The organism is Nocardiopsis alborubida (assembly GCF_012396365.1).
Taxonomy (GTDB): Bacteria; Actinomycetota; Actinomycetes; order Streptosporangiales; family Streptosporangiaceae; genus Nocardiopsis; species Nocardiopsis alborubida.
The window spans coordinates 33,802-56,687 of record NZ_JAAXPG010000036.1 but is presented as its reverse complement, the minus strand read 5'-3'; the positions used below and the strand labels follow the sequence as shown (position 1 = coordinate 56,687).

The following is a 22,886-nucleotide window of genomic DNA, read 5'->3' as shown; positions in this document are numbered from 1 at the left end:
CAGGACGGCGCCGTCCTGCGCACACCCTCATGCGAAAACCGAGGGCAACCACCCCCCTACACATGGCGATGCCTGCCATGCTCATCTCCCTCCAGGAGGGGACATGACCCGACTCAAGGACTCCGGCCCGCACTCGGGGGCCCGGAAGCCCACGGCTCGATCCTGGCTCGACCGCTTCTTCTTCGTCAGCGAGCGCGGCTCCACCTTCGGGCGCGAGGTCCGCGGCGGGCTGACCACCTTCATGGCGATGGCCTACATCATCGTCCTGAACCCGATCATCCTCAGCGGCGTCTCAGACGTGAACGGCGACGTGCTGTCCGCGGGCCAGCTGACCACCATGACCGCCCTGTCCGCCGGGCTGGTCACCATCATGATGGGGGTGGTCGGCCGGGCGCCGATCGCCTGCGCCGCCGCCCTCGGGGTGATGGCGGTCGTGGCCTACCAGGCCGCGCCCGTGATGGCCTGGCCCGAGGTGATGGGCCTGGTCGTGTGGCAGGGCGTCGCCATCATCCTCATGGTCGTGACCGGCGTGCGGACCGCGGTGATGAACGCGCTGCCGCACAACCTCAAGATGGCCATCGGCGTGGGCATCGGTCTGTTCGTGGCCCTCATCGGGCTGGACAACGCGGGCTTCGTCAGCGCCGGGGAGGGCGGCGGCCTGCTCCAGATCGGCGCGGCCGGGGGCGGCGGCCACCTCGACGGGTGGCCGATCCTGGTCTTCGTGTGCGGTCTGGTGCTGGCCAGCGTCCTGCTGGTGCGCGGGGTGCCCGGCGCGATCTTCTACGGCATCGTCGGCGCCACGGTCCTGGCGATCGTCGTGCACTACGCGGCGGGCCTGGACGCGCAGGCCTGGGGCGGGGCCAGCCCCGAGCTGCCCGGAAACCCGTTCGCGGCCCCCGACTTCGGCCTGCTGCTCCAGGTGGACATGTTCGGCGCCTGGTCCTCGGCCGGTGCGACCACCGCGGGCGTCATCCTGTTCACCCTGGTGCTGGCCGGGTTCTTCGACGCGCTGGGCACCATCCTGGCCATCGGCACCAAGGCCGACATCGCCGACGCCAGCGGGCACATGCCCCGGGTCAACCAGATCCTGGTGACCGACGGCGCGGGCGCCGTGGCCGGAGGCCTGACCAGCTCCTCCGCGACGCTGGTGTTCGTGGAGTCCACGGCTGGGGTGAGCGAGGGCGCCCGGACCGGTCTGGCGAGCGTGGTCACGGGGCTGCTCTTCCTCGCGGCGATCTTCCTGGCCCCGGTGTTCGGCGTGGTCCCGGCGCAGGCCGCGGCCGTGGCGATGGTGCTGGTGGGCGCCATGATGATGATGCACATCAGGGAGATCGACTGGTCGGACATCGCCGTGGCGATCCCGGCCTTCCTGACCATCGCGATGATGCCGTTCACCTTCGACATCGCCAGCGGTATCGGCATCGGGATCATCTCCTACACGCTGGTCCGGTCGGCCCAGGGGCGCGTGCGCGACGTGGGCTGGCTGATGTGGGTGCTCTCGGCCGTGTTCGCGTTCCACTTCTCCATGCACGCGCTGGGGCTTTGAGCCGGACCCGCCGGGGGAAGGCCGGGCCGCCGAGGGGCGGCCCGGCCTTCCCCCTTTTTCCCGTGGACCTGTCGGGGCCGCACACCCCCGGAGCAGCAGCGGGGCCCTCCGTGGCGGAGGACGCGGCCGTACGGGGCGCGGTACCTCGTTGACAGCGGTCCGCGGCGCCCATAAGTTGACAATGTCAACTTCACATCGAGGGAAGCCACCCCATGAATGTTCGAGTCAACGGCGTCTCCTCCCCCGCCCCCGACTCCCCCGACACCACGGCGGCCGAGCACATCCGCGACCGCCTCGGCCTGACCGGCACCAAGATCGCCTGCGGCACGGGGGTCTGCGGCGCCTGCACCGTCCTGGTGGAGGGAGCGCCCACCGCCTCCTGCCTGCTGCCCGCCGACCTGTTGGAGGACCGCGAGGTCACCACCGTGGAGGGCCTGGGCGGCGACCACCCCGTCCAGCGCGCCTTCGCCGCCCACGACGGACTCCAGTGCGGCTACTGCACGCCCGGCTTCGTGGTCGAGGCCTCCGCCTTCGTCGACTCCTGGCGCGCCGAGCACGGCGACGTCCGCCCCGGCCGCGACCGCGTGGCCGACGCCCTGGCGGGCCACCTGTGCCGCTGCGGCGCCTACGAGGGGATCTTCGCCGCTGTGGACGCCGCCTGCGCGGGCGAGTTCGACACCGAGCCCGAGCAGGCGCCGCCGCGCGCGGACGCCCTGGCCAAGGTCACCGGCCGGGCCCGCTTCAGCGCCGACCTGGCCCCCGAGGGCACCTGGGAGGGGGTGATCGTGCGCTCCACCCACGCCCACGCGCGGGTGCGCGCCGTCGACCCCGGCGGGGCTCGGAACGCGGCTGCCCGCCGCCCCGGCCCCGGACAGCCCGTGGACCCGCACCCGGTGTTCGTCGACCTGCTGGGCGAGGAGCGCACGGTGCGCTACGTCGGCCAGCCCGTCGCCGCGGTGTCCGCGCCCACCGCGGCCCTGGCCCGTGCCGCGGCACGGGCCGTGCGGGTGGACTACGACCCCCTGCCCGCCGTGCTCGATGTCGAGGAGGCGCGCGCCAAGGACACCCCGCAGGTGTACACCACGCGCAACGAGCGCCAGGCCGCCCCCTCCTACGGCGAGGGCCCCAGTCTCCCGGCCCGTTGGGACGGCAACACGCGCGGCCCCTCCACCGTCGGCTGGCGCGGCGCCACCGCGGTGCGGCGCCTGCGCGCGGCCGCCGAACGCCGGGACCCGCGCCTGGTGGCCCAGGAGTACACCACCGCCGTGCAGATGCACAGCCCGCTGGAGCCCCACGTGTGCGTGGCCTCCTGGGACCGCGACGGCTCGCTGACCCTGCGGACGTCCACCCAGGCGGTGGCCAAGGTCGCCCAGAAGGCCGCCGAGCGCTGGAAGCTGCCGCCGGAGAAGGTGCACGTGCTCAGCGAGTACGTCGGCGGCGGCTTCGGCGCCAAGGCCAAGCTGTCGGTCGACATGGTCGCCGCGGTCGAGCTGTCCCGGCTCGCCCACGCCCCGGTGCGCGTGTCCTTCGACCGCGCCGAGGAGCTCACCGACGCCGGGAACCGCCCCGGGACCCGCACCCGGGTGGCGCTGCTCGCCGACGACTCCGGAGACCTGGCGGCGATGACCGTGGACTCCCACGGCGACGGCGGCGTCTCGGTGGGCTCCACCACGGCCGTCTTCGGACTGCTGATGTACGGGCGCTCGCCGCGCCGGGCCCGCGACTTCGACGTGGTCACCCACCGCCCGCCGGGCCTGCCCATGCGCGCCCCCGGCGGCGCCCCGATGTCCTGGGCCATGGAGCAGGCCGTGGACACGATGGCCCACCGGCTGGGTGAGGACCCCCTGGCCCTGCGCCGCCGCTGGGACGGCAACCCCAAGCGCCGGGCCCTGTACGAGCGGGCCGCCGCCCTGGAGCTGTGGCGCGAGCGCCCGCGCGGTCCCCGCACCGGCCGGTTCCGGCGCGGGGTCGGCGTCGCCGCCTCCAACTGGCTCTACCTCATGGGCCCGAGCGCGAAGGTCGAGCTGTCGGTCCGCGACGGCGCGGTGGTGGTGCGCTCGGCCACCCAGGACATCGGCACCGGTATCCGCACGGTCTTGGGCGAGGTGGTCGCCGAGCGGCTGGGGATGTCCGCCGCCGACGTGCGCGTGGAGATCGGTGACAGCTCCTCGGTACACGGCACCGGTTCCTTCGGCAGCCGCACCACCACCTCGATGGGGCCCGCCGCGGCCGACGCCGCCGACCGGCTGCGCGCCGAGCTGCGCGAGCGCGAGCCGCGGGTCCCCGTCACGGGGCCGGTCCCCGAGCACACCCTCAAGGACGCGCTGACCGCGGCCGAGGGGGTGCGGGTGGTCGGTGAGCGCGGCCGGGACCGCCGGGGCGCGCTCACCCCGAACATGGACGACCTGGCCGTGGGCCGGGGCATGAGCGGCGCCGTGCACGTGATGGAGGTGGAGGTGGACACCCTGCTGGGCCGGGTGCGCCCCACCCGCTGCTGGGCGGGACTGGCCGTGGGCCGCGTGTACGCCGAGCGGCTGGCCCGCAACCAGGCCGAGGGGGCCGTGGTGCAGGGCGTGGGGTACGCGCTCTTCGAGGAGCGCCGCCACGACCCGGCCACCGGGGTGGTGCTCACCGACAACCTGGAGGACTACCGGCTCCCGGGGCTGGGCGACGTCCCCGAGACCGAGGTGCACTTCCACCAGGAGGGCTTCGAGCACGCCGCGGGCGCGGGGGTCGGCCTGGGCGAGATCTCGCTGGTGGGCGTGGCCGCGTCCGTGGCCAACGCCGTGCACGACGCCACCGGCTGGCGCCCCCTGGACCTGCCCATCCGCCCGGACCGACTGCTGGAAGGACTGCGATGACCGTGACCACACGCCCCACGGGGCTGGAGGAGGCCCTGAGCGGGCTGGAGGGTACGGGCGCCCGCCCGCGTGCCGGGGGCACCGACCTGACGGCGTGCCTGGCCTCGGGGGTCCTGGAACCGGCGCCCGTGGTCGACCTGACCGGGGTGGAGGAACTGCGCGGGGTGGAGTGGCGCCCCGACGGCTCGGCCCGGGTGGGCGCGCTGACCGGCGTCGCCGAGCTGTCCTCGGACCCCGCGCTGGCCGCGGCCTATCCGGCGTTGGCGGCCACGGCGCGGGCGCTGGCCACGCCGCAGGTGCGCAACACCGCGACGCTGGGCGGCAACCTGCTCCAGCGCAACCGGTGCTGGTACCTGCGCAACCCGGCCTTCGACTGCTTCCAGACGGGCGGGGACTCCTGCCCTGCGCGCGGGGGCGACCACCTGTACGGGGTGGTCGTGGACCAGGGGCCGTGCGCGGCTCCGCACCCGTCCTCGATGGCGGTGGCGCTGCTGGCCCACGACGCGTCGGTGCTGGTGGCGGGCGGCGGGCGGACCGAGATGGCGGTGGCCGACCTCTACGACGCCGCCGACCCGACCCGCGACCACGTGCTGGAGCCGGGACGGGTGCTGGTGTCGGTTGCGCTGCCGGTCCCGGTTCCGGGCGAGCGGTCCGCCTACCGCCGTGCCACCGGGCGATCCCGCGCGGAGTGGCCGCTGGTGGAGGCAGTGGTGCGCCTGGCCCTGGCGGACGGGGGTTCGGGGCCGGTGACCTCGGCGGCCGTGGCCGTGGGCGGGGTGGCGCGCACCCCGCTGCGGCTGCCCGAGGTGGAGGCCGCCCTGGTGGGCGCGCGTGCGGGCCAGGCTCTGGACGGAGGCGTGACCGGGGCTCTGGAGGACCTGGCCGACCTGTGCTCCCCGCTGCCCGCGACCGGGTACAAGGTGGGGCTGCTGAGCGCCACCGTGCGCGACGTCCTGGAGCGGGCCCTGGACGCCCCGGGCGACTGAGAGCCCGGACATCCTCCCTCGGCCCCGTCCTTGCCGCACACGGTGAGGTCGGGGCCGACTCCGTGTCACCGTCGCCACCGGCGCCTCCCCGTGCTCGCGCGAGGCCTTCCGGGTGATACGGGACCAGCCCCCGCGGGGCGGGCGCAGGTACGGGATCGCCTGCGGGCAGACCGACGTGGGCGACGCGGCGCCCGTGGACGGGGGCCGCGACGCTCCACGGCCGACGGGACGACGGCCGTGGAGCCGGTGATCCCGGTGGAGCGGCTCACCGGGTCGCTGACGCTGACGACGTCGACGCCCCTGGACTCCCACGTCCGGCTCCTCACCGCCCCGCCGACCGCGATGCCCTTCGTCGGACGGGGGGTCGGTGTCCGTCGGCTTCCGCTCCTTCGACCTGGTGCTCGACTCGCACCCGCCGTCCGGGCGCCCCGGAAGCGGGTGCGGGCCGGGGCCGCCGGGATCGGCGGCACCCGGCCCGCGGCCCGGACGCGTCGGGAAGGTCAGCCGCGCAGCAGCGCCTGGTGGGCCAGCTCCCGGCACGCGACCCCGAAGTCCAGCCCCGCGGCGGCCGCCCCCATCGGGAAGGTGGAGGTCTCGGTCAGGCCCGGGGCCACGTTGGTCTCCAGGAAGGTGACGCGGCCGTCGGCCCCCACGATGACGTCGGTGCGGGACAGGTCCCGCAGCCCCAGGACGCGGTGCGCGGTCAGCGCCACCTCGGTGGCCTCGGCGACGGTGGCGGGGTCCAGGCGCGCGGGGCAGAAGAACTCGGTGCGCCCGGCGGTGTAGCGGGCGGCGTAGTCGTACACCCCGCCGTCGGGCACGATCTCCACCGGCGGCAGAGCCACCGGCCCGTCACCGGTGTCGAGGACGCCCACGGCCAGCTCGGTGCCCTGCACCTGCTCCTCGACCAGGGCCGAGTCGCTGTAGGCGAAGCAGGACACCAGTGCGGCCGACAGCTCCTGCACCGAGCCGACCGGCGCCGCGCCGAACGCCGAGCCGCCACGGTCGGGCTTGACGAACAGCGGAAGGCCCAGCCGGTCGGCGAGCCGCTCCATCAGCGCCGGAGCGCCCAGGTCGTGGAAGGTCGCCTTGGGCAGGGCGGCGCCGCGCGGCACCCGCACGCCCTCGGAGGCCAGCAGCGCCTTGGCGGCGGGCTTGGAGTAGGCCAGGCGGCAGCCCCCCGGCCGGGCGCCCACGTAGGGCACCCCGACCAGTTCCAGGACCTCCCGGATGGCGCCGTCCTCACCGGCGGCCCCGTGCAGGACGGGGAAGACCACCTGCGGCGGGTCCTGGACGAGGCGGTCCAGCAGGGTGGAGTCCACGTCGGCGACCTGGACCTCCACACCCAGTCGGCGCAGCGCCTCGGCGACGCCGCGCCCGGAGTGGACGCTCACCTCGTGTTCGGGGGACAGGCCCCCGGCCAGGACGAGGACCCGGTCAAGGTCTGCCACGGCGCGGACCTCCTTCTGTGCTGCTGTCATGATGGGGTGCCCTCATGGGGTGTCAGGGCAGGTCCGGAGCGGGGGCCTGTACGCCCTCGGTGCTCGGGGCCAGGGTGGTGCCGAACGTATCACGCAGGTCGATCTCACCCTCGATGGCTCCGACGAGGCGGCGCACGCCCTCGCGGATCTGCTCGGGTGTGGGGTAGCAGAAGCTCAGGCGCATGTTGGCCCGGCCGCGGCCGTCGGCGTAGAAGCCGGTGCCGGGCACGTAGGCGACGCGTTCGGTGACGGCCCGGGGCAGCATGGCCTTGGAGTCGATGCCCTCGGGCAGGGTGGCCCAGACGAAGAATCCGCCCTGGGGGCGGGTCCAGGTGCAGCCCGCGGGCATCATCGCGGTCAGCGCGTTGAGCATCGCGTCGCGGCGTTCGCCGTACATGGTGTTGAACGACTTGATCTGCTCGCGCCAGGGGAAGGTGTTGAGGTAGCGGCGCACCACCAGCTGGTTGAAGGTGGAGTGGCTGAGCATCGCCGACTCGGCGGCCAGGACGAGCTTGGCGCGCACCGCGGCGGGGGCGAGCGCCCAGCCGATGCGCAGGCCCGGGGAGAGGGTCTTGGACAGCGACCCCAGGTAGACGACGTTGCCCTCGCTCTGGGAGTAGAGGGTGGGCTCGGGGTCGCCGTCGTAGCGCAGCAGGCCGTAGGGGTTGTCCTCGACGATGAGCACGTCGTGGCGCTCGCAGGTCCGGGCCACCCGCGCGCGCCGCTCGGCCGTCATGGTGATCCCGGCGGGGTTCTGGAAGTTGGGGACGGTGTAGAAGAACTTCACCGGCCGCCCGTCCAGCTCGGCCCGGACGAGCGCCTCCTCCAGCTCCTCGGGGATCACGCCCTGCTCGTCCATGCCCACGTGGCGGATGTCGGCCTGGAAGGCGGCGAAGGTGTTGATCGCGGTGACGTAGGTGGGGGCCTCGGTCAGCACGATGTCGCCCGGGTCGACGAAGACGCGGGTGATCAGGTCCAGGGCCTGCTGGGAGCCGACGGTGACGATGACGTCGTCGGGGCTGGCGGTGATGCCCTCCAGCGTCATGTAGTCGCAGAGCTGCTCGCGCAGCACGGGGTCGCCCTGGGCGGAGCCGTACTGGAGGGCGGCCGTGCCCTCCTCGGAGACGACGTCCTTGACCAGTTCGCCGATCTGTTCCAGGGGCAGCGCCGCGACGTTGGGCATGCCCCCGGCGAGGGAGACCACCTCGGGGCGCGATGCGACGGCGAAGAGTGCGCGGACCTCCGATGCGACCATGCCCTGTGCTCGGCGTGCGTAGCGGCCGACGTGCGGGTCGATACGCGAACCCTGTTGGCTGGGCTGCTGCTCTCGGTGGTCAGCGGACACGGTCCACCTCCGAAGGAAGGTCGTTCTGTGGGGCAGGGCGGGGCCCGCCCGGGAACTCTCGGCGTCCCCGGTTTCGACGCCCTCGCCGTCCCCGCGGTTCACACCCCGGCCCCGTCAGCGGGCGCGGTGCCCGGAGTCGCGGGTGGGGTGGTCGGGTGGGCTGGGCCGTGAGTGGACACGACCCGGTAAATGCACCGAGTCTAGCCCAGTGCCGAGGCGCGGGTGCGGCGCAGGTCCCCCACGTGCTGTTCGCCACACCGGTCACACCCACTCCCCTCGCTCCGCCCTCCCCGGTGGACTACCCGTGCGCCGCGGGGTTCACGAGGGGGGAGGCGAGAACATGGGCCGCTCTTTCCCCGGTCATCAGCCGGATGTCAGCGGGGCGGGACTCGCGGCGCAAGACACGGCGCGGGATACGGCGAGGCACGGGACTCGCGCAGGACGGCACCGGGGGAAGGAGGGAACCCGTCCGCCCGGCGGGGCCGGGGCTCACGGCGGCGGACATGGCGAGGGGGCGGGTCCCCCTGAACCCGCCCCCTCGCATCGGCACACCCCGGGAAGCCGGGCTCCCGCAGGGGGCGTACCGTCGGCGCGATGGCCCCAGGGGGTTCCCCCGAATCCCCGTGGTCGGCCATCCGAGCCCGGTGGCGCCTCTCCGTTACTCTCCCCCGGAACCCCCCTCAAGGTCCCAAGGCCGTGGACGCGCCACGCGTTTCGTCCGCGGTCCGCCGCCGGGCCCTCTCTTGCCCTGCGACGGCCACCGACTCTGGGCCGCGCACGCACAGTCCATCGCACGCCGGTCGACACGGCAACGGTTGCACTAGGTTGCGGTGTCGTCGCGCAGAGCCATGGGACAGTCCCCGTCGCGGAGCGCGTCCCGCAGTGCGCGCACCCCGGGGGCCACCGACCCGGGCAGCAGGTCCACCGGGGAGGACGGCCGGGACACCCGGACCCGCACCTCTCCGCTGAACCGGTAGGGACGGCTCTGGATGATGCCGCCCAGATGGCGGCGCACGCGCGAGAGTTCGGCGCGCACCGTCACCACGTGCCCGCCCGCGCCGAACACGTCCTGGGACAGCTGCGCGCCGGTGCGCCCGCCCCGGTGCACGGCCAACAGCAGCAGCAGCTCCGCGTGGCGCGGGGTGAGCCGGTGCGCCCACTCCCCGCTGGGCCCGGCGACCACCATCCTGGGCGAGGGCCGGGTCAGGTCCAGGGTGAGCGTGGAGGGCGCGGTCTCCGCCGCCGGGCGGGGGCGCAGCAGCCAGCCGCCGGGCAGGGGTTCCAGGGCGCACTCCCCCAGGGCGGGCAGCCAGGCGGTCCCGCTCTCTCGGTGCTTGGGCAGCAGCACCCTGCGGACCGGCTCCATGTGGACGGCGGCGGCGGTCCACCCGGCCTCGTCCACCACCAGCGCGCGCTCGCTCATCCCGGCCAGCAGGGGCGCGGCCACCGAGCGCAGCCGCTCCAGGTGGGTGTGGTGGATGCTCTGCAGATGGGCCTCGGCCAGCTGGGCCACCGCGCTGACCAGGGCGAGGGTGGAGGGGTGGATGGTGGAGACGGGGCCGGTGACGTCGACGGCGCCGAGCAGGCGGCCGTCGCGGGGGTCGTGGATGGGGGCACAGGCACAGGTGAGGGCGTGCAGGTTGCGTACGAAGTGCTCGGCGGAGTAGACCTGCACGGGCCGCCCCACGACCAGGGCGGTGCCGATGGCGTTGGTGCCTGCGCTGCCCTCGTTCCAGAAGGCGCCCTCGACGAGTCCGACGCGGTCGCCGAGGGAGCGGACGCGGTGGGAGCCGTCGCGCCACAGGATCTGCCCGGATGCGTCGGTGACCAGCATGATGTGGTCGGCCTCGTCGGCGACCGAGACGAGGGAGCGGCGGATCAGCGGCAGGACCTCGGCGATCGGGGAGGCGTCCCGGTGCCGTTGGAGTTCGTCCAGGCGGACCATGCGGGGCGGCGGGGCGTTGTCGGGGTCGATCCCGAAGCGGCGGGTGCGGGACCAGGAGTCCTCGATGACCGGCCGCGGGGAGGCGGGCGCCGGACGCCCGGCGAGCGAGGCCTCGTGCACGCGCCGGAGCAGGCGGGCGTGCTCCCGGGCGTCAGCCCCGGCCGGCAGGGCCGTGTCCAGCGGCGGAAAAGACATGCGGTCCCCTGAGCTCGCGTTCGCAACGGCGTTCATCAATTTTCCCGGTTCGGCTTCGACAGGGTTGAGGGAACGGAAATACACACATGTTTCGGAGGCCGCCCTCAGCTCCGCTTCCGTTTCATCACCGGATTATGCCCCATTGCGACCCCCGCAACGGACGGGGATCCCGTTGCCGGGCGGAAGCCGGAAACCCCGTGGGTTCCGCGCGTATCCGGCGCCGCGCCCGAGTCCGCGGTCGCCGAAAGGCGGTGGACGCGTCTTCGAAAAGGGGCCCGGCGGCGAACGGAACAGCGGAATTGCCTAAAACGGCCGGTAATGCCGCAACGGCACTTTCCCGGACACATGTCCGCGTCACACGGCGCCCGGACGCGCATGCTCACGCGCCCCGTGCGGGCCGTGTCGACCGGGGTGGCACCGGGACCGGGACCGGGCCCGCGGAGCCCGGGTCAGTGCTGCCGGCGGGTGAGCGCGAACCACAGCCGCATGCGCTGCTCGGCGTCGGCCAGGTCCACGCCCAGGTCGCGCTCGACCCGTCCGATCCGGTAGCGGACGCTGTTGCGGTGGGCGCCCAGGTCGGCGGCGGCCCGGTCCCAGTTGCCGTGCCGGGTGAGCCAGACGCGCAGGGTGCGGCGCAGCAGCCGCGCGGAGTCGGTGTCCTCGGCCAGCGGCCCCAGGACGCGGCGGGCCAGGTCGTCGCCTCCCCCCGGCCCCAGGAGGGCGTCGAAGGGGTCTGCGGGCTCCTCCAGCAGCGGCCCGCCGACCGCGCGGGCGCGGGTGAGCAGGGCGGCGGCCCGGTGGTCCGCCGCGGCCAGCTCCGCCGGGTCCACCGGTCCGCTCAGGGCGCCGATCCAGCCGTGGTCGAGCAACCGGTCCAGGTGGGCCCGGTGCGCGGTGTCGCCGCGGTCGGCGAGGACGGCGCGCAGTTCCTCGCCGGGACCCGTGTCCAGCAGCCGGGTGTCCAGGGGCAGCGCGGCGGGGGCGGTGTGGCGTCCCCGTCCGGCGGGCCGGGCGCGCAGAACCCGGTAGGCGCCGGGCGCCGCTGATCCGGCGCGGGCGGCCGGTGCGGTCGGAGCGGCGGGGGTCTCCGGTACACCGGTCGTCGCGGAGGCCGCAGGTACCGCCGACCCGGCGCAGGCGCCCGTCGGGGCGGTGAGTTCGGCCAGCAGCGGCACGGCCGCGTCGGTGATCCCGCCGTCCAGGAGCAGGCCGGTGATCAGGCGGCCCGGAGCGGGCGGAGCACCCCGGGAGGTGCGGGCGAGCAGTTCCAGCAGGGCGGTGGCGGTGCGCAGAACGGCCCGGTCGGTGACGCCCAGCGGCTCGGGGCGGCCGACCAGGACCACACCGTGCTCCTGCGGCGGGGTGCCGACGGTGTGCAGGAAGACCTCGTCCCCCCGTGCCCGGGCCTTGGCGCTGCGCGGGCCGCGGGGCCGGGTGAGCCGGTCCGCGAGTCCGCGCAGTTCGGGGTCCAGCTCGACCGGGGCGCCCTCGGTGCGGTGGGCGCCGCCCGGCACGGCGGGCGAGGGGCGGGCCAGGACCGCCCAGCCGCCGAGGGCCTCGGCCAGGACGCGCAGGACCCGGTCCACGGGGGCGTCGGCGGTGACGGCCAGGGCCAGGGCCTGGTGCGCCTCGCCCAGACGGCGCAGGTCGCGCAGGTGCAGTTCCTGGAGCAGGGCGCCCACCGCCTGGCTGACGGCGGCGAAGGGCGTGGGGCGGGGCACCTCCACCAGGGGCAGCCCCCGTGCGCGGCACTGCTCGACGAGCCCGGCGGGGACGGTGTCGTGCACCGGGGTGACGCCGAAGCCGACGGCGCTGACCCCCGCGCCGACCAGGGAGTCGACGTAGCCGCGCAGCCCGGCGGGGGTGGCGGGCAGGTTGACGCCCGCGGTGAGCAGCAGTTCGCCGCCGCGCAGATAGGCGGCCGGGTCGGCCAGCTCACTGGCCACCGCCCAGCCGATCCCCGGGTCCCCGGCGGCCACGAGGGTGGCCAGCCCCAGGTCGCGGCGGCCCACGACGGCGCTCAACGGCACCGTGTGCACCTGTGCCCGGCTCTGCTCCACCACCCCTGCCCCTCCGCGACCCGACCCGTGTCCCCGACCGGCGGGCCGGGAGGGGAGCGCCCTCGCTCCGAGGGCCTCCGCACGGGGTGCGCTGACCGCGTGTTCTGGATACCCCATCCAGTACAACGCACGACTGTGGACGGTTCGTCCACTGGAGGACGCCGCGTCGGCTGTCTAACCTGTCCGTGGTTCGTGTGAGCCGCCCCAGCATGGTCGCTTCCGTTCCCCTGAGCTCCTCCGCCCGCACCGGAAGCCCCCGCGCGGCAGGGCGGCCTCCGGTCGCGGCCGGGGGCCGGACGCGGACGGCGCGACCGACACGGCTGACGCCGGCCCCGTACACGCCCGCGGACCGCACCGAACACCGCACCGACGACGAGAAGGACATCCGTGAACGCACCGATCGGCCCCACCGACTCCAGCCTCGTACCGCGCTTCGCCGGACCGGCCACCTTCGCCCGGCTGCCCCGCATCGACCAGGTCGAGCACGCCGACATCGCCGTGGTCGGCGTCCCCTTCGACACCGGTGTGTCCTACCGCCCCGGCGCGCGCTTCGGCCCCTCGGCCATCCGCGAGGCCAGCCGCCTGCTGCGCCCCTACAACCCGGGCCTGGACGTGTCCCCGTTCGCCTCCGCGCAGGTGGTCGACGGCGGCGACATCGCCGTCAACCCCTTCTCGATCGGCGACGCGGTGGAGACCCTGGACCAGGGCGCCTCCGAGTTCGTGCGGGCGGGCACCCGCCTGGTCACCCTGGGCGGCGACCACACCATCGCGCTGCCGCTGCTGCGCTCGCTGTACCGCCGGCACGGACCGATCGCCCTGCTGCACTTCGACGCCCACCTGGACACCTGGGACACCTACTTCGGCGAGCCCTACACCCACGGCACCCCGTTCCGCCGCGCGGTGGAGGAGGGGATCCTGGACACCGAGGCCCTGTGCCACGTGGGCACCCGCGGCCCGCTGTACGGCAAGAAGGACCTGGAGGAGGACCGCCGCTTCGGCTTCGGCATCGTCACCTCCGCCGACGTCATGCGCAGGGGCGTGGACGAGGTCGCCGACGCGCTGCGCCAGCGCATCGGCGACCGTCCGCTGTACGTGTCGGTGGACATCGACGTGCTCGATCCGGCGCACGCGCCCGGCACCGGCACCCCGGAGGCGGGCGGCCTGACCAGCCGCGAACTGCTGGAGATCCTGCGCGGGCTGGCCTCCTGCAACCTGGTGGGCGCCGACGTGGTGGAGGTCGCTCCGGCCTACGACCACGCCCAGATCACCGCGACCGCCGCCTCGCACGTGGCCTACGACCTGGTCAGCGTCCTGGCGCTGAACCACAGGGGCTGACCCCGGCACCCTCGCGGCGGGCGCGCAGGTGGGCCCATGTCAGGTCGGTGACGTGCCGGGCCATGGTCTCGGGGCTCTCCTCCGGGTGCTCCAGGAACCAGTCGGCGAAGGCGTCGGCGGTGCTGACCGCGATACGCGCCAGCAGCTGGGCGTCCTTGGGAGCGAGGTCGCCGTAGCCCTCGCGCGTGCACGCGGTGATGAGGTCGGCCACCTCGGCCGTGACGCGGTCCCTGAGCCGCGCGGACTCCCCCGCGAAGGGCTCGCCCCGCAGGTCCGAGTGCCGGTACAGCACGGTCCAGCTCGCGCGGTTGCCGGTGACGAAGACGAAGAAGGCCCGCATGCCCCGGCGCAGGGGGTCGTCCCCCGCCGGGGCGTGCGGATCGTGCGCGGCGGCGCGCACGGCCTCGATGAGCCGGTCGGTCTCACGGCGCACGCAGGCGGTGAAGATCCTCTCCTTGGAGCCCAGGTACTGGTACACGGTGGGCTTGGAGGTACCGGCCGCCTCGGCGATGTCCTCGACGCTCACGGTGTGGTAGCCGCCGCGCGAGAACGCGGTGACGGCGGCGTCGATCATCTGCTCTTCCCTGAGCCGACGCGGGAGTCTGCGCTGTGTGCTCTTCACGCACCCAGACTTTATTGCGGCGGGGGCGTCCGGCCAGGGGCGGTGGTCCCCCGTACGCGCACCCGCGCGCGGTCCGCCGCGGGCACACGTGCGTGACCTGTGGCGTCGGCCCGCCGGGGCCCTCCCCCGGTGGTATTTCCCACACCGGTCCGGCTCCGCGTCGGGGCGTGCGGCGGCGGGTCCGCGCGCTTCGGGCCAGCTCCGCCCCAGGCCCGGTCCGCCCTCAGTAGGCGGCGTCGCGCAACACCAGGGTGCAGCACTTGGCGCCGCCCCCGGCCCGGCGCAGTTCGTCCAGCTCCACGGGGTGGACGACGTAGCCCAGGGCTCGCAGGCGGTCGGCCAGGGCGGTGGCCTCGGCGGCGATGACGACGTTGCGGCCGTCGCACACGGCGTTGAGTCCGAGTACGGCGGCGTCCTCCTCGGTGGCCAGGAGCGCGTCGGGGAAGAGCGAGCGCAGCACGCGCCGGCTTCCGGCGGAGAAGGCCCCGGGGTAGTAGGCGATCTGGTCCCCGGAGAGGGTGAACAGCGCGGTGTCCAGGTGGTAGAAGCGCGGGTCGGTCAGCTGGAGGGTGACGACCGGGCGGCCCAGGAAGCGCTCGGCCTCCTGGTGCGCGGCGGCCTCGGTCCGGAACCCCGTGGCGGCCAGGACCACCTCGTCCAGGGTGAGGAAGTCGCCCTCGCCCTCGTTGACGTGCTTGGGCTCGCGGGTCTCGGTGTAGCCCGCCTGGCGGAACCAGTCGAGGTAGGCCGGCCCCTCGGGGGTTCGCTCGGCGCTGGCGAAGCGCGCCCCGTAGACCCTGCCGTCCACGACCAGGGCCCCGTTGGCGGCGAAGACCATGTCGGGCAGGCCGTCGACGGGGGCTATCTCGCTGACGCGGTGCCCCAGGGAGAGGTAGAGGTCGCGCAGCCCCTCCCACTGACGGATGGCGCGTGCGCGGTCGACGCCCGCCGCCGGGTCCATCCAGGGGTTGATCGCGTACTCGACCGCGAAGTAGGTGGGGCGGCACATGAGGTAGTGCCGCGGAACCGCTGCCGGACCGACCGGTCGAACCATGGGACCTCCCGTACACCGCGCGGGACACTGGGCGGCCCCGGTGGCGCGTGGGTTCACGGCACCGCGGTCCGCACGGACGAAGGGGACATACCCCTCTTCGGCGCGAGTGCAACGCGGCGCGGCCCTTTCCGGGAGGGCCGCGCCGCGCCGGGTCAGGCCGGGGAGCAGGCCGCGCCGTTGAGGGCGAAGCCGGTCGGCTGGCCGGAGTCGCCGGTGTGCGTGGCCTGGTAGCCGATGCTCACGCTGGCGCCGGGGGCGATGACCGCGTTGTAGGGGGCGTTGGTGGCGGTGACCGCGCCCTGTCGCGGACTGTAGGCGGCGTTCCAGCCCGAGGTGATGGTCTGGCCCGCGGGCAGGGTGAAGCCCAGGGACCAGCCGTCGACGGACGCGGTGCCGGTGTTGGTGATGGTCAGGGAGTTGGTCAGGCCGGTGTTCCAGGCGTTGGCGGTGGCCGCGACGGTGCAGTCCCCGTCACCGGGCTCGGGCTCGGGCTCGGGGTCCGGATCGGGACCGGGGCCGGCGTCCTGGTCGAGACCGAAGAAGGTGATGGCGTGGGCCGCCATACCGTTGGCCATGAGGTTGTGGCCGACGCCCTGCATGCTGACGGCCTCCACCGGGGCCCGGCCCCCGGTGGCGCCGTAGCGGGTGCGGGTCCAGCCGGGCTGGGGCTGGTCGGTTGCGTCCGGGGTCTGGCCGAGGCCGTGGACGTCGGTCCACTGCTCGATCTCCTCGCCGAGGTTGGCGTAGTGCAGGGTGGTGTCCTCGGTCCCGTGCCACAGCTGCATACGGGGCCGCGGTCCGGTGTAGCCGGGGTAGGAGTCGCGGACCAGGTCGCCCCACTCCTGCGGGGTGCGGTCGATCGTGCCGCTGGAGCAGGCGTTGTTCCAGCCGGAGCCGTCGGTGGTGGCGAAGCAGCCGAAGGGCACGCCGCTGAAGGCCGCTCCCGCGGCGAACACGTCCGGGTAGTTGGCCAGCATGACGTTGGTCATCATGGCTCCGGAGGAGACGCCGGTGACGAACACGCGCTCGGTGTCGGCGTCGTGGGCGTCGACGACGTGGGCGACCATCGAGCGGATGCCGACCGGGTCGCTGCCGCCGCCCCGGGTCAGCGCCTCGGGCGAGGACACGTCGAAGCACTGGCTGCTGCGCGTGACGGAGGGATAGATGACGATGAAGCCGTACCGGTCGGCCAGCGAGGCGAACTCGGTGTTGGCGTGGAAGACGGGTCCGGTTCCGGTGCACCAGTGCTGGGCGACCAGGACCGGGGGGTCGTCGGTGACGCTGTCCGGCACGTACAGGTACATGCGCAGACCGCTGGGGTTGGGGCCGAAGTCGTCCACCTCGGTCAGGGTGGCGGCCGAGGCCGGGGGCGCGGTGAACAGGAGTGCGGCCAGCATGGGCAGGACGACGGCGACGAGCGCGCCGACCGTCCTGCTGACGGGGTTCGGGCGGGTGTGGGTCACGTGCGGGGCCTTCCCGACGTCGGGGGGTGGGGGTCACTGCGGTGCCCGCGTGCACGCCGACCGCCTCGTGGGGCCGCTCCCGGCGGGCGCGGCTCCGCGTGCGACGTTCCGGTCGCGGTGGCGGCCCGGTCGGCGGTGGGCGGTCGCCCGACCGACGGGTTCGGCCGACGGCGGGCTCGCGGAGCGCTCGGGCGGGGTCGCCGCCTGCACTGGGAGCGCTCCCAACACTGTCCGGCCGCCGTGGGCATCCGTCAACCCCGGCAGACCCCCTGACGACGGAGCGGCCGGAGACGTCACTGGTGCGGCATGAGGGACCTGACCTGCGATGATCTTGTACTCATAGCCGATGTCGGCGCTCGAACCTCGCCACAGGTACGAGATCACGCCGGAGGCGCCGGGCCCGGGCGGCGGCGCGGCCCTCAGCGGCGGGCGTCGGAACCGCTCAGCCCCACGGCCTCCTCCAGCTGGTCCCGGTTCATCTTCGACCGGCCCGGCACGTCCAGCTCCGAGGCCCGCTGGAGCAGTTCCCGCTTGGTGGCACGGCCCTCGCCCCTCCGCTCGACCCGGGCACCGCGCGCTCCGGCTCCCCGGGGTTCGCGCGCCCCGGTTCCCTCCGCCCCGGTGGACGCGCGCGGGCCGCGTGACCGCGTGCCCTGGGTGCGCTGGGCCGGCAGGCTCTGGCGCAGGGCCTCCCCGAGCCCGTCCGCGTCCTCGGGGGGTGCGGCCTGCTCGGGCCGGTGGGTGAACGTCCTGCCCCCGGCCTTGGCGCGCACCAGCTCGGTCAGTCGCTGGCCGTAGCTGTCGGCGTAGTCCTCGGGGTCCCACTCGATCGACAGGGACCTGACCAGCTCCCGGGCCAGTTCGAGCTCGTTCTTGGCCAGCGCGGCGTGGGCCACGGGCGGCATCACGTCGTCGGGTTCGCGGACCTCGTCGGGCCACCACAGGGTGGAGGCCGACAGCACGCCCCGGTTCGGCTCGATCAGGACGGGGTACTCGCGGTCGCGCAGGACGATGGTGGCCACGCCCGTGCGGCGGGTCTGCTCCAGGGCCGTGTACAGCAGCTGGTAGGCCCTGGCGTCGGCCGCGGACCTGGGGGCGACGTAGTAGGTGGCGGCGTACCACAGCGCGTCGACGGCGCCCCGGGACAGGAAGCCGGTCAGCTCCATGGTGCGCGAGCCGTGCGGGAGGATCTCCTCCAGCTCCTCCGGTTCCAGGACCACGTACTCGTCCTCGACCCCCGTGCGGGCCCCGCGCACGACGTCCTCGCCGGCGACCTCCTCACCGGTGCGCTCGTTGACGCGGACGTAGCGGATGCGGTCGGCCGTGCCCCGCTCGAACTGGTGCAGCACGGGCCCCCTGCGCTCGCGCGCGCTGTAGAGGCGCACGCCGACGGGCACCCTGCCGAACATGAGGGTTCCCACCCAGACCGGATTGACCATGACCCCTCCTCTGCCCCCATCATTACCGTTACCAGGCAAAATGTCGGTCGAGAACGGCAAAGGACCCCCAAGGCGGGAAGGACCGGGACCATCCGTGAGAGCACGGGCCCGCACGCCCCCGACTCTTGACCGACCGGTCGGTATTGCTACTGTCGCGGCAGTCCGTGATTGGAGCTCCTCCCATGAGTACGACCGTCAGGGCCGCCGTCTTCTCCGAACGCGGCGCCCCTCCCCAGATACGCGACCTGGTCCTGCCCGACCCCGGTCCCGGCCAGGTGCGGATACGCCTGGCCGCGGCCGGGGTGTGCCACTCCGACCTGTCCCTGTCCAACGGCACCCTGGCGCAGAAGTGGCCCGCCGTGCTGGGCCACGAGGGCGCCGGTACCGTCGACGCCGTCGGCGAGGGCGTCACCGAGGTGCTGCCCGGCCAGCAGGTGATCCTGAACTGGGCCCCCTCCTGCCGGGAGTGCTGGTTCTGCCGCCAGGGCGAGCCCCACCTGTGCGAGCACGCGCTGGACCGCACCGCGCGGCCCTACGCCGAGCTCGCCGACGGCACTCCCGTCTACCCCGGCCTGGGCTGCGGCGCGTTCGCCGAGGCCACCGTGGTGCCCGCCTCCGCCGTCGTACCGCTGCCCGACGGGATCGACCCGGCGGTGGCCGCCGTGCTGGGCTGCGCGGTGCTCACCGGCTGGGGCGCGGTCAACAACTCCGCGGGCGTGCGCGAGGGCCAGTCCGCCGTGGTGCTGGGCCTGGGCGGGGTGGGCCTGTCGCTGCTCCAGGCCGCGCGCCTGGCCGGGGCCGACCCGGTGGTCGCCGTGGACGTCTCCCCCGCCAAGGAGGAACTGGCCCGCTCACTGGGCGCCACCGAGTTCCTGCTCGCCGACGAAACGCTGGTCAGGGCCGTGCGCGCGCTGACGGGCGGGCGCGGCGCCGACCACGCCTTCGAGGTGGTGGGGTCGGCGAAGGTGGTGCGCTCGGCCTGGGACGTGTCCCGGCGCGGCGGCACGGTCACGGTGGTGGGCGTGGGCAGGCTGGACGACGAGGTGTCCTTCAACGCTTTGGAGCTGTTCCACCAGGCGCGCACACTGCGCGGGTGCGTGTACGGCTCCAGCGACCCTGCGCGCGACATCCCGCTCATCGCCGATCGGGTGCGCTCGGGGGAGCTGAAGCTGGCGGCGATGGTCACCGACGAGATCCCGCTCGAGGGCGTGCCCGAGGCCTTCGAGCGCATGGCCCAGGGCCGGGGCGGCCGGTCGCTGGTGCGCTTCGGCGCCTGAACGCGGCGGGCTCCGGCGGCGACGCGCGACGCGGTACCGCCGGAGCCCGGGGCGCGCGGCCCGTCCCGGTCAGCGCCCGGGCCGCCGGACGGGGTTGCCGTCGGCGTCGAGCATGGTGACCTCCATGGGCGCCGCCTGGAAGAGCTGGAGGCGCTGCTGGCGCAGCGAGCGGCCGTAGGCGTAGGCGAGGGCGCACCAGAAGACCACGGGCACGAACAGGGATCCGGCGGACAGGAAGGCGTGGCACAGCGCCATCAGCGCCCCGTACACGGTCAGGACCAGCGTCTGCTGGTACCCGTTCCCCCACTGCTGCCCTCCCAGCAGCAGCGCGACGGCGGCGACCGCCGCCAGGGGGCCGACGAACACCGTCACCAGGGGGTAGACGACCACGAAGAGCACGACCGTGGTGGCCAGGCCGCCCAGGGCGAAGGACCAGGGCATCCAGCGCCACTCGGCGTCGGTGAGGTCGGGCAGGTGGACCCGCTGCCCGGGAGGGGCCTGCCCGCGGACGCCGTCGCGGTGCCTCTGCACCACCAGGGCCGCCATGAACAGCGCGGTCCACAGCAGGACCGCGGCCGTCCCGGCCCAGGCGACGAGGTCGTCCGCCAGGACCGGGGGCGCCCCGGGGTCGTAGCCGTGCAGCCGGGGCGGGACGAGTCCGATGTCGGCCGGGGTGACGACCCGAGCGGAGCCGACGAACGCCACGGCCAGGAGGACCTCGGCCATGGACACCCACACCGTGGCGCGCTGGAGGCGCGTCAGGGGCGAGGGGCGGCCGGGTGCGGCGGGTTCTCCCAGGCGGCGGATCAGGGGCCACAGGAGCAGGGGTTGGGCGAGGAGGAAGAGCAGGGTCGCGAGCCCGGTGAGGGTGGCGAGCCAGCCGGGGTCGAGGGTGGGGGGATGGAAGTACACGCGGAGTCCTCTGTCTTGAACACGGTGTGACCAGCGCGAACGGGACCGGAGGGGATCCGGCGGGCGCGGGCCGCACGATTGTGGCCGATCCGGGAGGGCTTGTCACCTTCTGACAAATCCTGTGGCGCACGACACACGTCGCCCTTGCCGCATCGCCCCGGCAGCGGCACAGTCGTCACCATCGCGCACGCCGTGCCCCGGGCACGGCCGACCTGAGGGGAACAGCATGGGTGTTAGCGGAGACGACCGCGCCGACGTCATCGTCGTCGGCGCCGGACTGGCGGGCCTGACCGCGGCGGCCGAACTGGCCGACGCGGGCAGACGCGTGGTCCTGCTGGACCAGGAGCCCGAGCAGTCCCTGGGCGGGCAGGCGTTCTGGTCCTTCGGCGGGCTGTTCCTCGTGGACTCCCCCGAGCAGCGGCGCATGGGTGTGAGGGACTCCGCGGAGCTGGCCATGCAGGACTGGACGGGCACCGCCGGGTTCGACCGCCCCGAGGACGCCTGGCCCCGCCGGTGGGCCGAGGCCTACGTGGACTTCGCCGCCGGGGAGAAGCGATCCTGGCTCCACCAGCAGGGGATACGGTTCTTCCCCCTCGTGGGCTGGGCCGAGCGCGGCGGCTACCTGGCCGACGGCCACGGCAACTCCGTGCCCCGGTTCCACATCACCTGGGGCACGGGGCCGGGCGTGGTCGCGCCCTTCGAGCGGCGGGTGCGCGAGGCGGCCGAGCGCGGCCTGGTCTCGCTGCGCTTCCGCCACCGGGTGGACGAGCTGGTGGTCACGGGCGGGACGGTCACCGGCGTGCGCGGCGCGGTCCTGGCCCCCAGCGACGTCAGGCGGGGCGAGGCCAGCGGCCGCGAGGCGGTCGGCGACTTCGAGCTCTCCGCCCAGGCGGTGATCGTCACCTCCGGCGGGATCGGAGCCAACCACGACCTGGTGCGCCGCAACTGGCCCGAGCGCCTGGGCACCCCGCCGAGGCACATGCTCTCGGGCGTGCCCGAGCACGTGGACGGGCGCATGCTGGCCATCACCGAGGAGGCGGGCGGGCGGGTCGTCAACCCCGACCGCATGTGGCACTACACCGAGGGCATCCAGAACTGGGACCCCGTCTGGTCCCGGCACGGCATCCGCATCCTGCCGGGGCCCTCCTCGCTGTGGTTGGACGCGACCGGCAGGCGGCTGCCCGCGCCCTACTTCCCGGGGTTCGACACCCTGGGAACCCTGGAGCACATCATGCGCAGCGGCCACGAGTACACGTGGTTCGTGCTCTCGCAGAGGATCATCGAGAAGGAGTTCGCCCTGTCGGGGTCGGAGCAGAACCCCGACCTGACCGGGAAGGACCTCGGGCTCGTCCTCAAGCGGGTGCTGCCGGGCGCGCCGGGTCCGGTGGAGGCCTTCAAGCGCAACGGCGCGGACTTCGCCGTGGCCGACCGGCTGCCCGAGCTGATCCGCAAGATGAGGGCGATCGCGGGCGACGACGTGCTCGACGCCGACACCGTCACCCGCGAGGTGGTGGCCCGCGACCGGGAGATGGTCAACACCTTCACCAAGGACCTCCAGGTGACGGCGATCCACGGGGCGCGCAACTACCGGGGCGACCGCCTGGCCCGGGTGGCGTCCCCGCACCAGATCCTGGACCCCAAGGCGGGTCCGCTGATCGCGGTGCGCCTGCACGTCCTGACCCGCAAGTCCCTGGGCGGCCTGCACACCGACCTGGACGCCCGGGTGCTGCGCGCGGACGGCACGCCGCTGCCGGGGGTGTACGCCGCGGGCGAGGTCGCCGGGTTCGGCGGCGGCGGGGTGCACGGCTACCGGGCGCTGGAGGGCACCTTCCTGGGCGGCTGCCTGTTCTCGGGCCGCACGGCCGGGAGGGCCGCCGCGGCCGCGCTGGGCTGACGCGGCCGCGCTGGGCTGACGCGGCCGCGCTGGGCTGACGCGGGCTCCTCCCGGGCGGGGACCGGCGCACCGGGCCGCCTCCTCCGCCCGGGACCCGTGCGTCGCGGCGGCCCGGACGAAACGCCTCCGGGGACCAGCGCACCGGGTGCCACGCGTACGCCGGATCCGGACGCCCCCCAGGGCGCCCGGATCCGTGGCCCTCGGGGCCTGCGCGTGGCGGCCCCGTCACTCCCCCGGAGCGTCGTCCTCCGACCCCTGCCGCTCCGGTTCGGGTCTGCGCGGTCGTCCGCGGCGGGGGATGGCCCCCGCCTCCTTGGGCATCCGCCCCGCGTCGTCCAGCGCGCGGCGCAGCAGGAACTCGATCTGGGCGTTGGTGCTGCGCAGCTCCTGCCCGGCCCACCGCGCGAGCGCGTCGTGGACGGCCGGGTCTAGCCGCAGCAGCACCTTCTTGCGCTCGGGCACTGCCACCTC

16 protein-coding genes are annotated in these 22,886 nt (G+C 74.5%); 6 read left to right on the top strand and 10 right to left on the bottom strand.

Going from position 1 to position 22,886, the window contains the following annotated elements:
- Positions 1 to 103: 103 nt before the first annotated feature.
- From HGB44_RS27660 to HGB44_RS27650, 3 genes are all read left to right on the top strand, one after another.
- On the top strand, positions 104 to 1,546 hold the full coding sequence (locus HGB44_RS27660) for an NCS2 family permease (RefSeq protein ID WP_061080868.1): 1,443 nt from the start codon (positions 104 to 106) through the stop codon (positions 1,544 to 1,546).
- Positions 1,547 to 1,758: 212 nt separating this feature from the next.
- On the top strand, positions 1,759 to 4,407 hold the full coding sequence (locus HGB44_RS27655; protein ID WP_061080869.1) for a molybdopterin-dependent oxidoreductase: 2,649 nt from the start codon (positions 1,759 to 1,761) through the stop codon (positions 4,405 to 4,407).
- A complete protein-coding gene (locus tag HGB44_RS27650) occupies positions 4,404 to 5,393 on the top strand; it encodes an FAD binding domain-containing protein (protein WP_061080870.1) in 990 nt (329 codons plus the stop codon). Before HGB44_RS27655 ends, HGB44_RS27650 begins: the two co-directional genes overlap by 4 nt.
- A 500-nt stretch (positions 5,394 to 5,893) precedes the next feature.
- Here HGB44_RS27650 and HGB44_RS27645 read toward each other — a convergent pair whose 3' ends face one another.
- From HGB44_RS27645 to HGB44_RS27630, 4 genes are all read right to left on the bottom strand, one after another.
- Entirely contained in the window at positions 5,894 to 6,844 is a 951-nt protein-coding gene (locus HGB44_RS27645) for a D-alanine--D-alanine ligase family protein (RefSeq protein WP_061080871.1), read from the bottom strand.
- Positions 6,845 to 6,896: 52 nt separating this feature from the next.
- Positions 6,897 to 8,129 carry an aminotransferase-like domain-containing protein gene (locus HGB44_RS27640; RefSeq protein WP_061080872.1) on the bottom strand — a complete coding sequence of 411 codons (1,233 nt, stop codon included), beginning with the start codon at positions 8,127 to 8,129 and terminating at the stop codon, positions 6,897 to 6,899.
- A 910-nt stretch (positions 8,130 to 9,039) separates the two neighbouring features.
- Positions 9,040 to 10,359: a GAF domain-containing protein gene (locus tag HGB44_RS27635; protein WP_061080873.1), complete on the bottom strand. Its 1,320-nt coding sequence runs from the start codon at positions 10,357 to 10,359 to the stop codon at positions 9,040 to 9,042.
- Positions 10,360 to 10,808: 449 nt separating this feature from the next.
- Entirely contained in the window at positions 10,809 to 12,422 is a 1,614-nt protein-coding gene (locus HGB44_RS27630; protein ID WP_168444176.1) for a PucR family transcriptional regulator, read from the bottom strand.
- A 384-nt stretch (positions 12,423 to 12,806) separates the two neighbouring features.
- Here HGB44_RS27630 and speB point away from each other — a divergent pair, with 384 nt between their 5' ends.
- On the top strand, positions 12,807 to 13,754 hold the full coding sequence (speB, locus tag HGB44_RS27625; RefSeq protein WP_061080874.1) for an agmatinase: 948 nt from the start codon (positions 12,807 to 12,809) through the stop codon (positions 13,752 to 13,754).
- On the opposite strand, the gene HGB44_RS27620 is transcribed toward speB, so the two are convergent.
- From HGB44_RS27620 to ku, 4 genes are all read right to left on the bottom strand, one after another.
- Positions 13,723 to 14,376, bottom strand: a complete 654-nt coding sequence (locus HGB44_RS27620; RefSeq protein WP_231972449.1) for a TetR/AcrR family transcriptional regulator — start codon at positions 14,374 to 14,376, stop codon at positions 13,723 to 13,725. The two genes, speB and HGB44_RS27620, sit on opposite strands and share 32 nt — an antisense overlap.
- A gap of 223 nt (positions 14,377 to 14,599) precedes the next feature.
- Positions 14,600 to 15,430 carry a dimethylargininase gene (ddaH, locus tag HGB44_RS27615; protein WP_061080876.1) on the bottom strand — a complete coding sequence of 277 codons (831 nt, stop codon included), beginning with the start codon at positions 15,428 to 15,430 and terminating at the stop codon, positions 14,600 to 14,602.
- 152 nt (positions 15,431 to 15,582) lie between these two features.
- Entirely contained in the window at positions 15,583 to 16,893 is a 1,311-nt protein-coding gene (locus tag HGB44_RS27610) for an extracellular catalytic domain type 1 short-chain-length polyhydroxyalkanoate depolymerase (protein ID WP_061080877.1), read from the bottom strand.
- 419 nt (positions 16,894 to 17,312) lie between these two features.
- On the bottom strand, positions 17,313 to 18,332 hold the full coding sequence (gene ku / locus HGB44_RS27605) for a non-homologous end joining protein Ku (RefSeq protein ID WP_061080878.1): 1,020 nt from the start codon (positions 18,330 to 18,332) through the stop codon (positions 17,313 to 17,315).
- 182 nt (positions 18,333 to 18,514) lie between these two features.
- On the opposite strand from ku, the gene HGB44_RS27600 reads away from it, so the two are divergent.
- Positions 18,515 to 19,609: an alcohol dehydrogenase catalytic domain-containing protein gene (locus tag HGB44_RS27600; protein WP_061080879.1), complete on the top strand. Its 1,095-nt coding sequence runs from the start codon at positions 18,515 to 18,517 to the stop codon at positions 19,607 to 19,609.
- Between the two features lie 69 nt (positions 19,610 to 19,678).
- Here the strand turns inward: HGB44_RS27600 and HGB44_RS27595 are convergent, their stop codons facing one another.
- Positions 19,679 to 20,521 (bottom strand): hypothetical protein, encoded by an 843-nt coding sequence (locus HGB44_RS27595; protein ID WP_061080880.1) that lies wholly within the window; start codon positions 20,519 to 20,521, stop codon positions 19,679 to 19,681.
- A 226-nt stretch (positions 20,522 to 20,747) separates the two neighbouring features.
- On the opposite strand from HGB44_RS27595, the gene HGB44_RS27590 reads away from it, so the two are divergent.
- Entirely contained in the window at positions 20,748 to 22,415 is a 1,668-nt protein-coding gene (locus tag HGB44_RS27590; protein WP_061080881.1) for an FAD-binding dehydrogenase, read from the top strand.
- 225 nt (positions 22,416 to 22,640) lie between these two features.
- Here the strand turns inward: HGB44_RS27590 and HGB44_RS27585 are convergent, their stop codons facing one another.
- Positions 22,641 to 22,877 (bottom strand): hypothetical protein, encoded by a 237-nt coding sequence (locus tag HGB44_RS27585; RefSeq protein WP_061080882.1) that lies wholly within the window; start codon positions 22,875 to 22,877, stop codon positions 22,641 to 22,643.
- Positions 22,878 to 22,886: the final 9 nt, after the last annotated feature.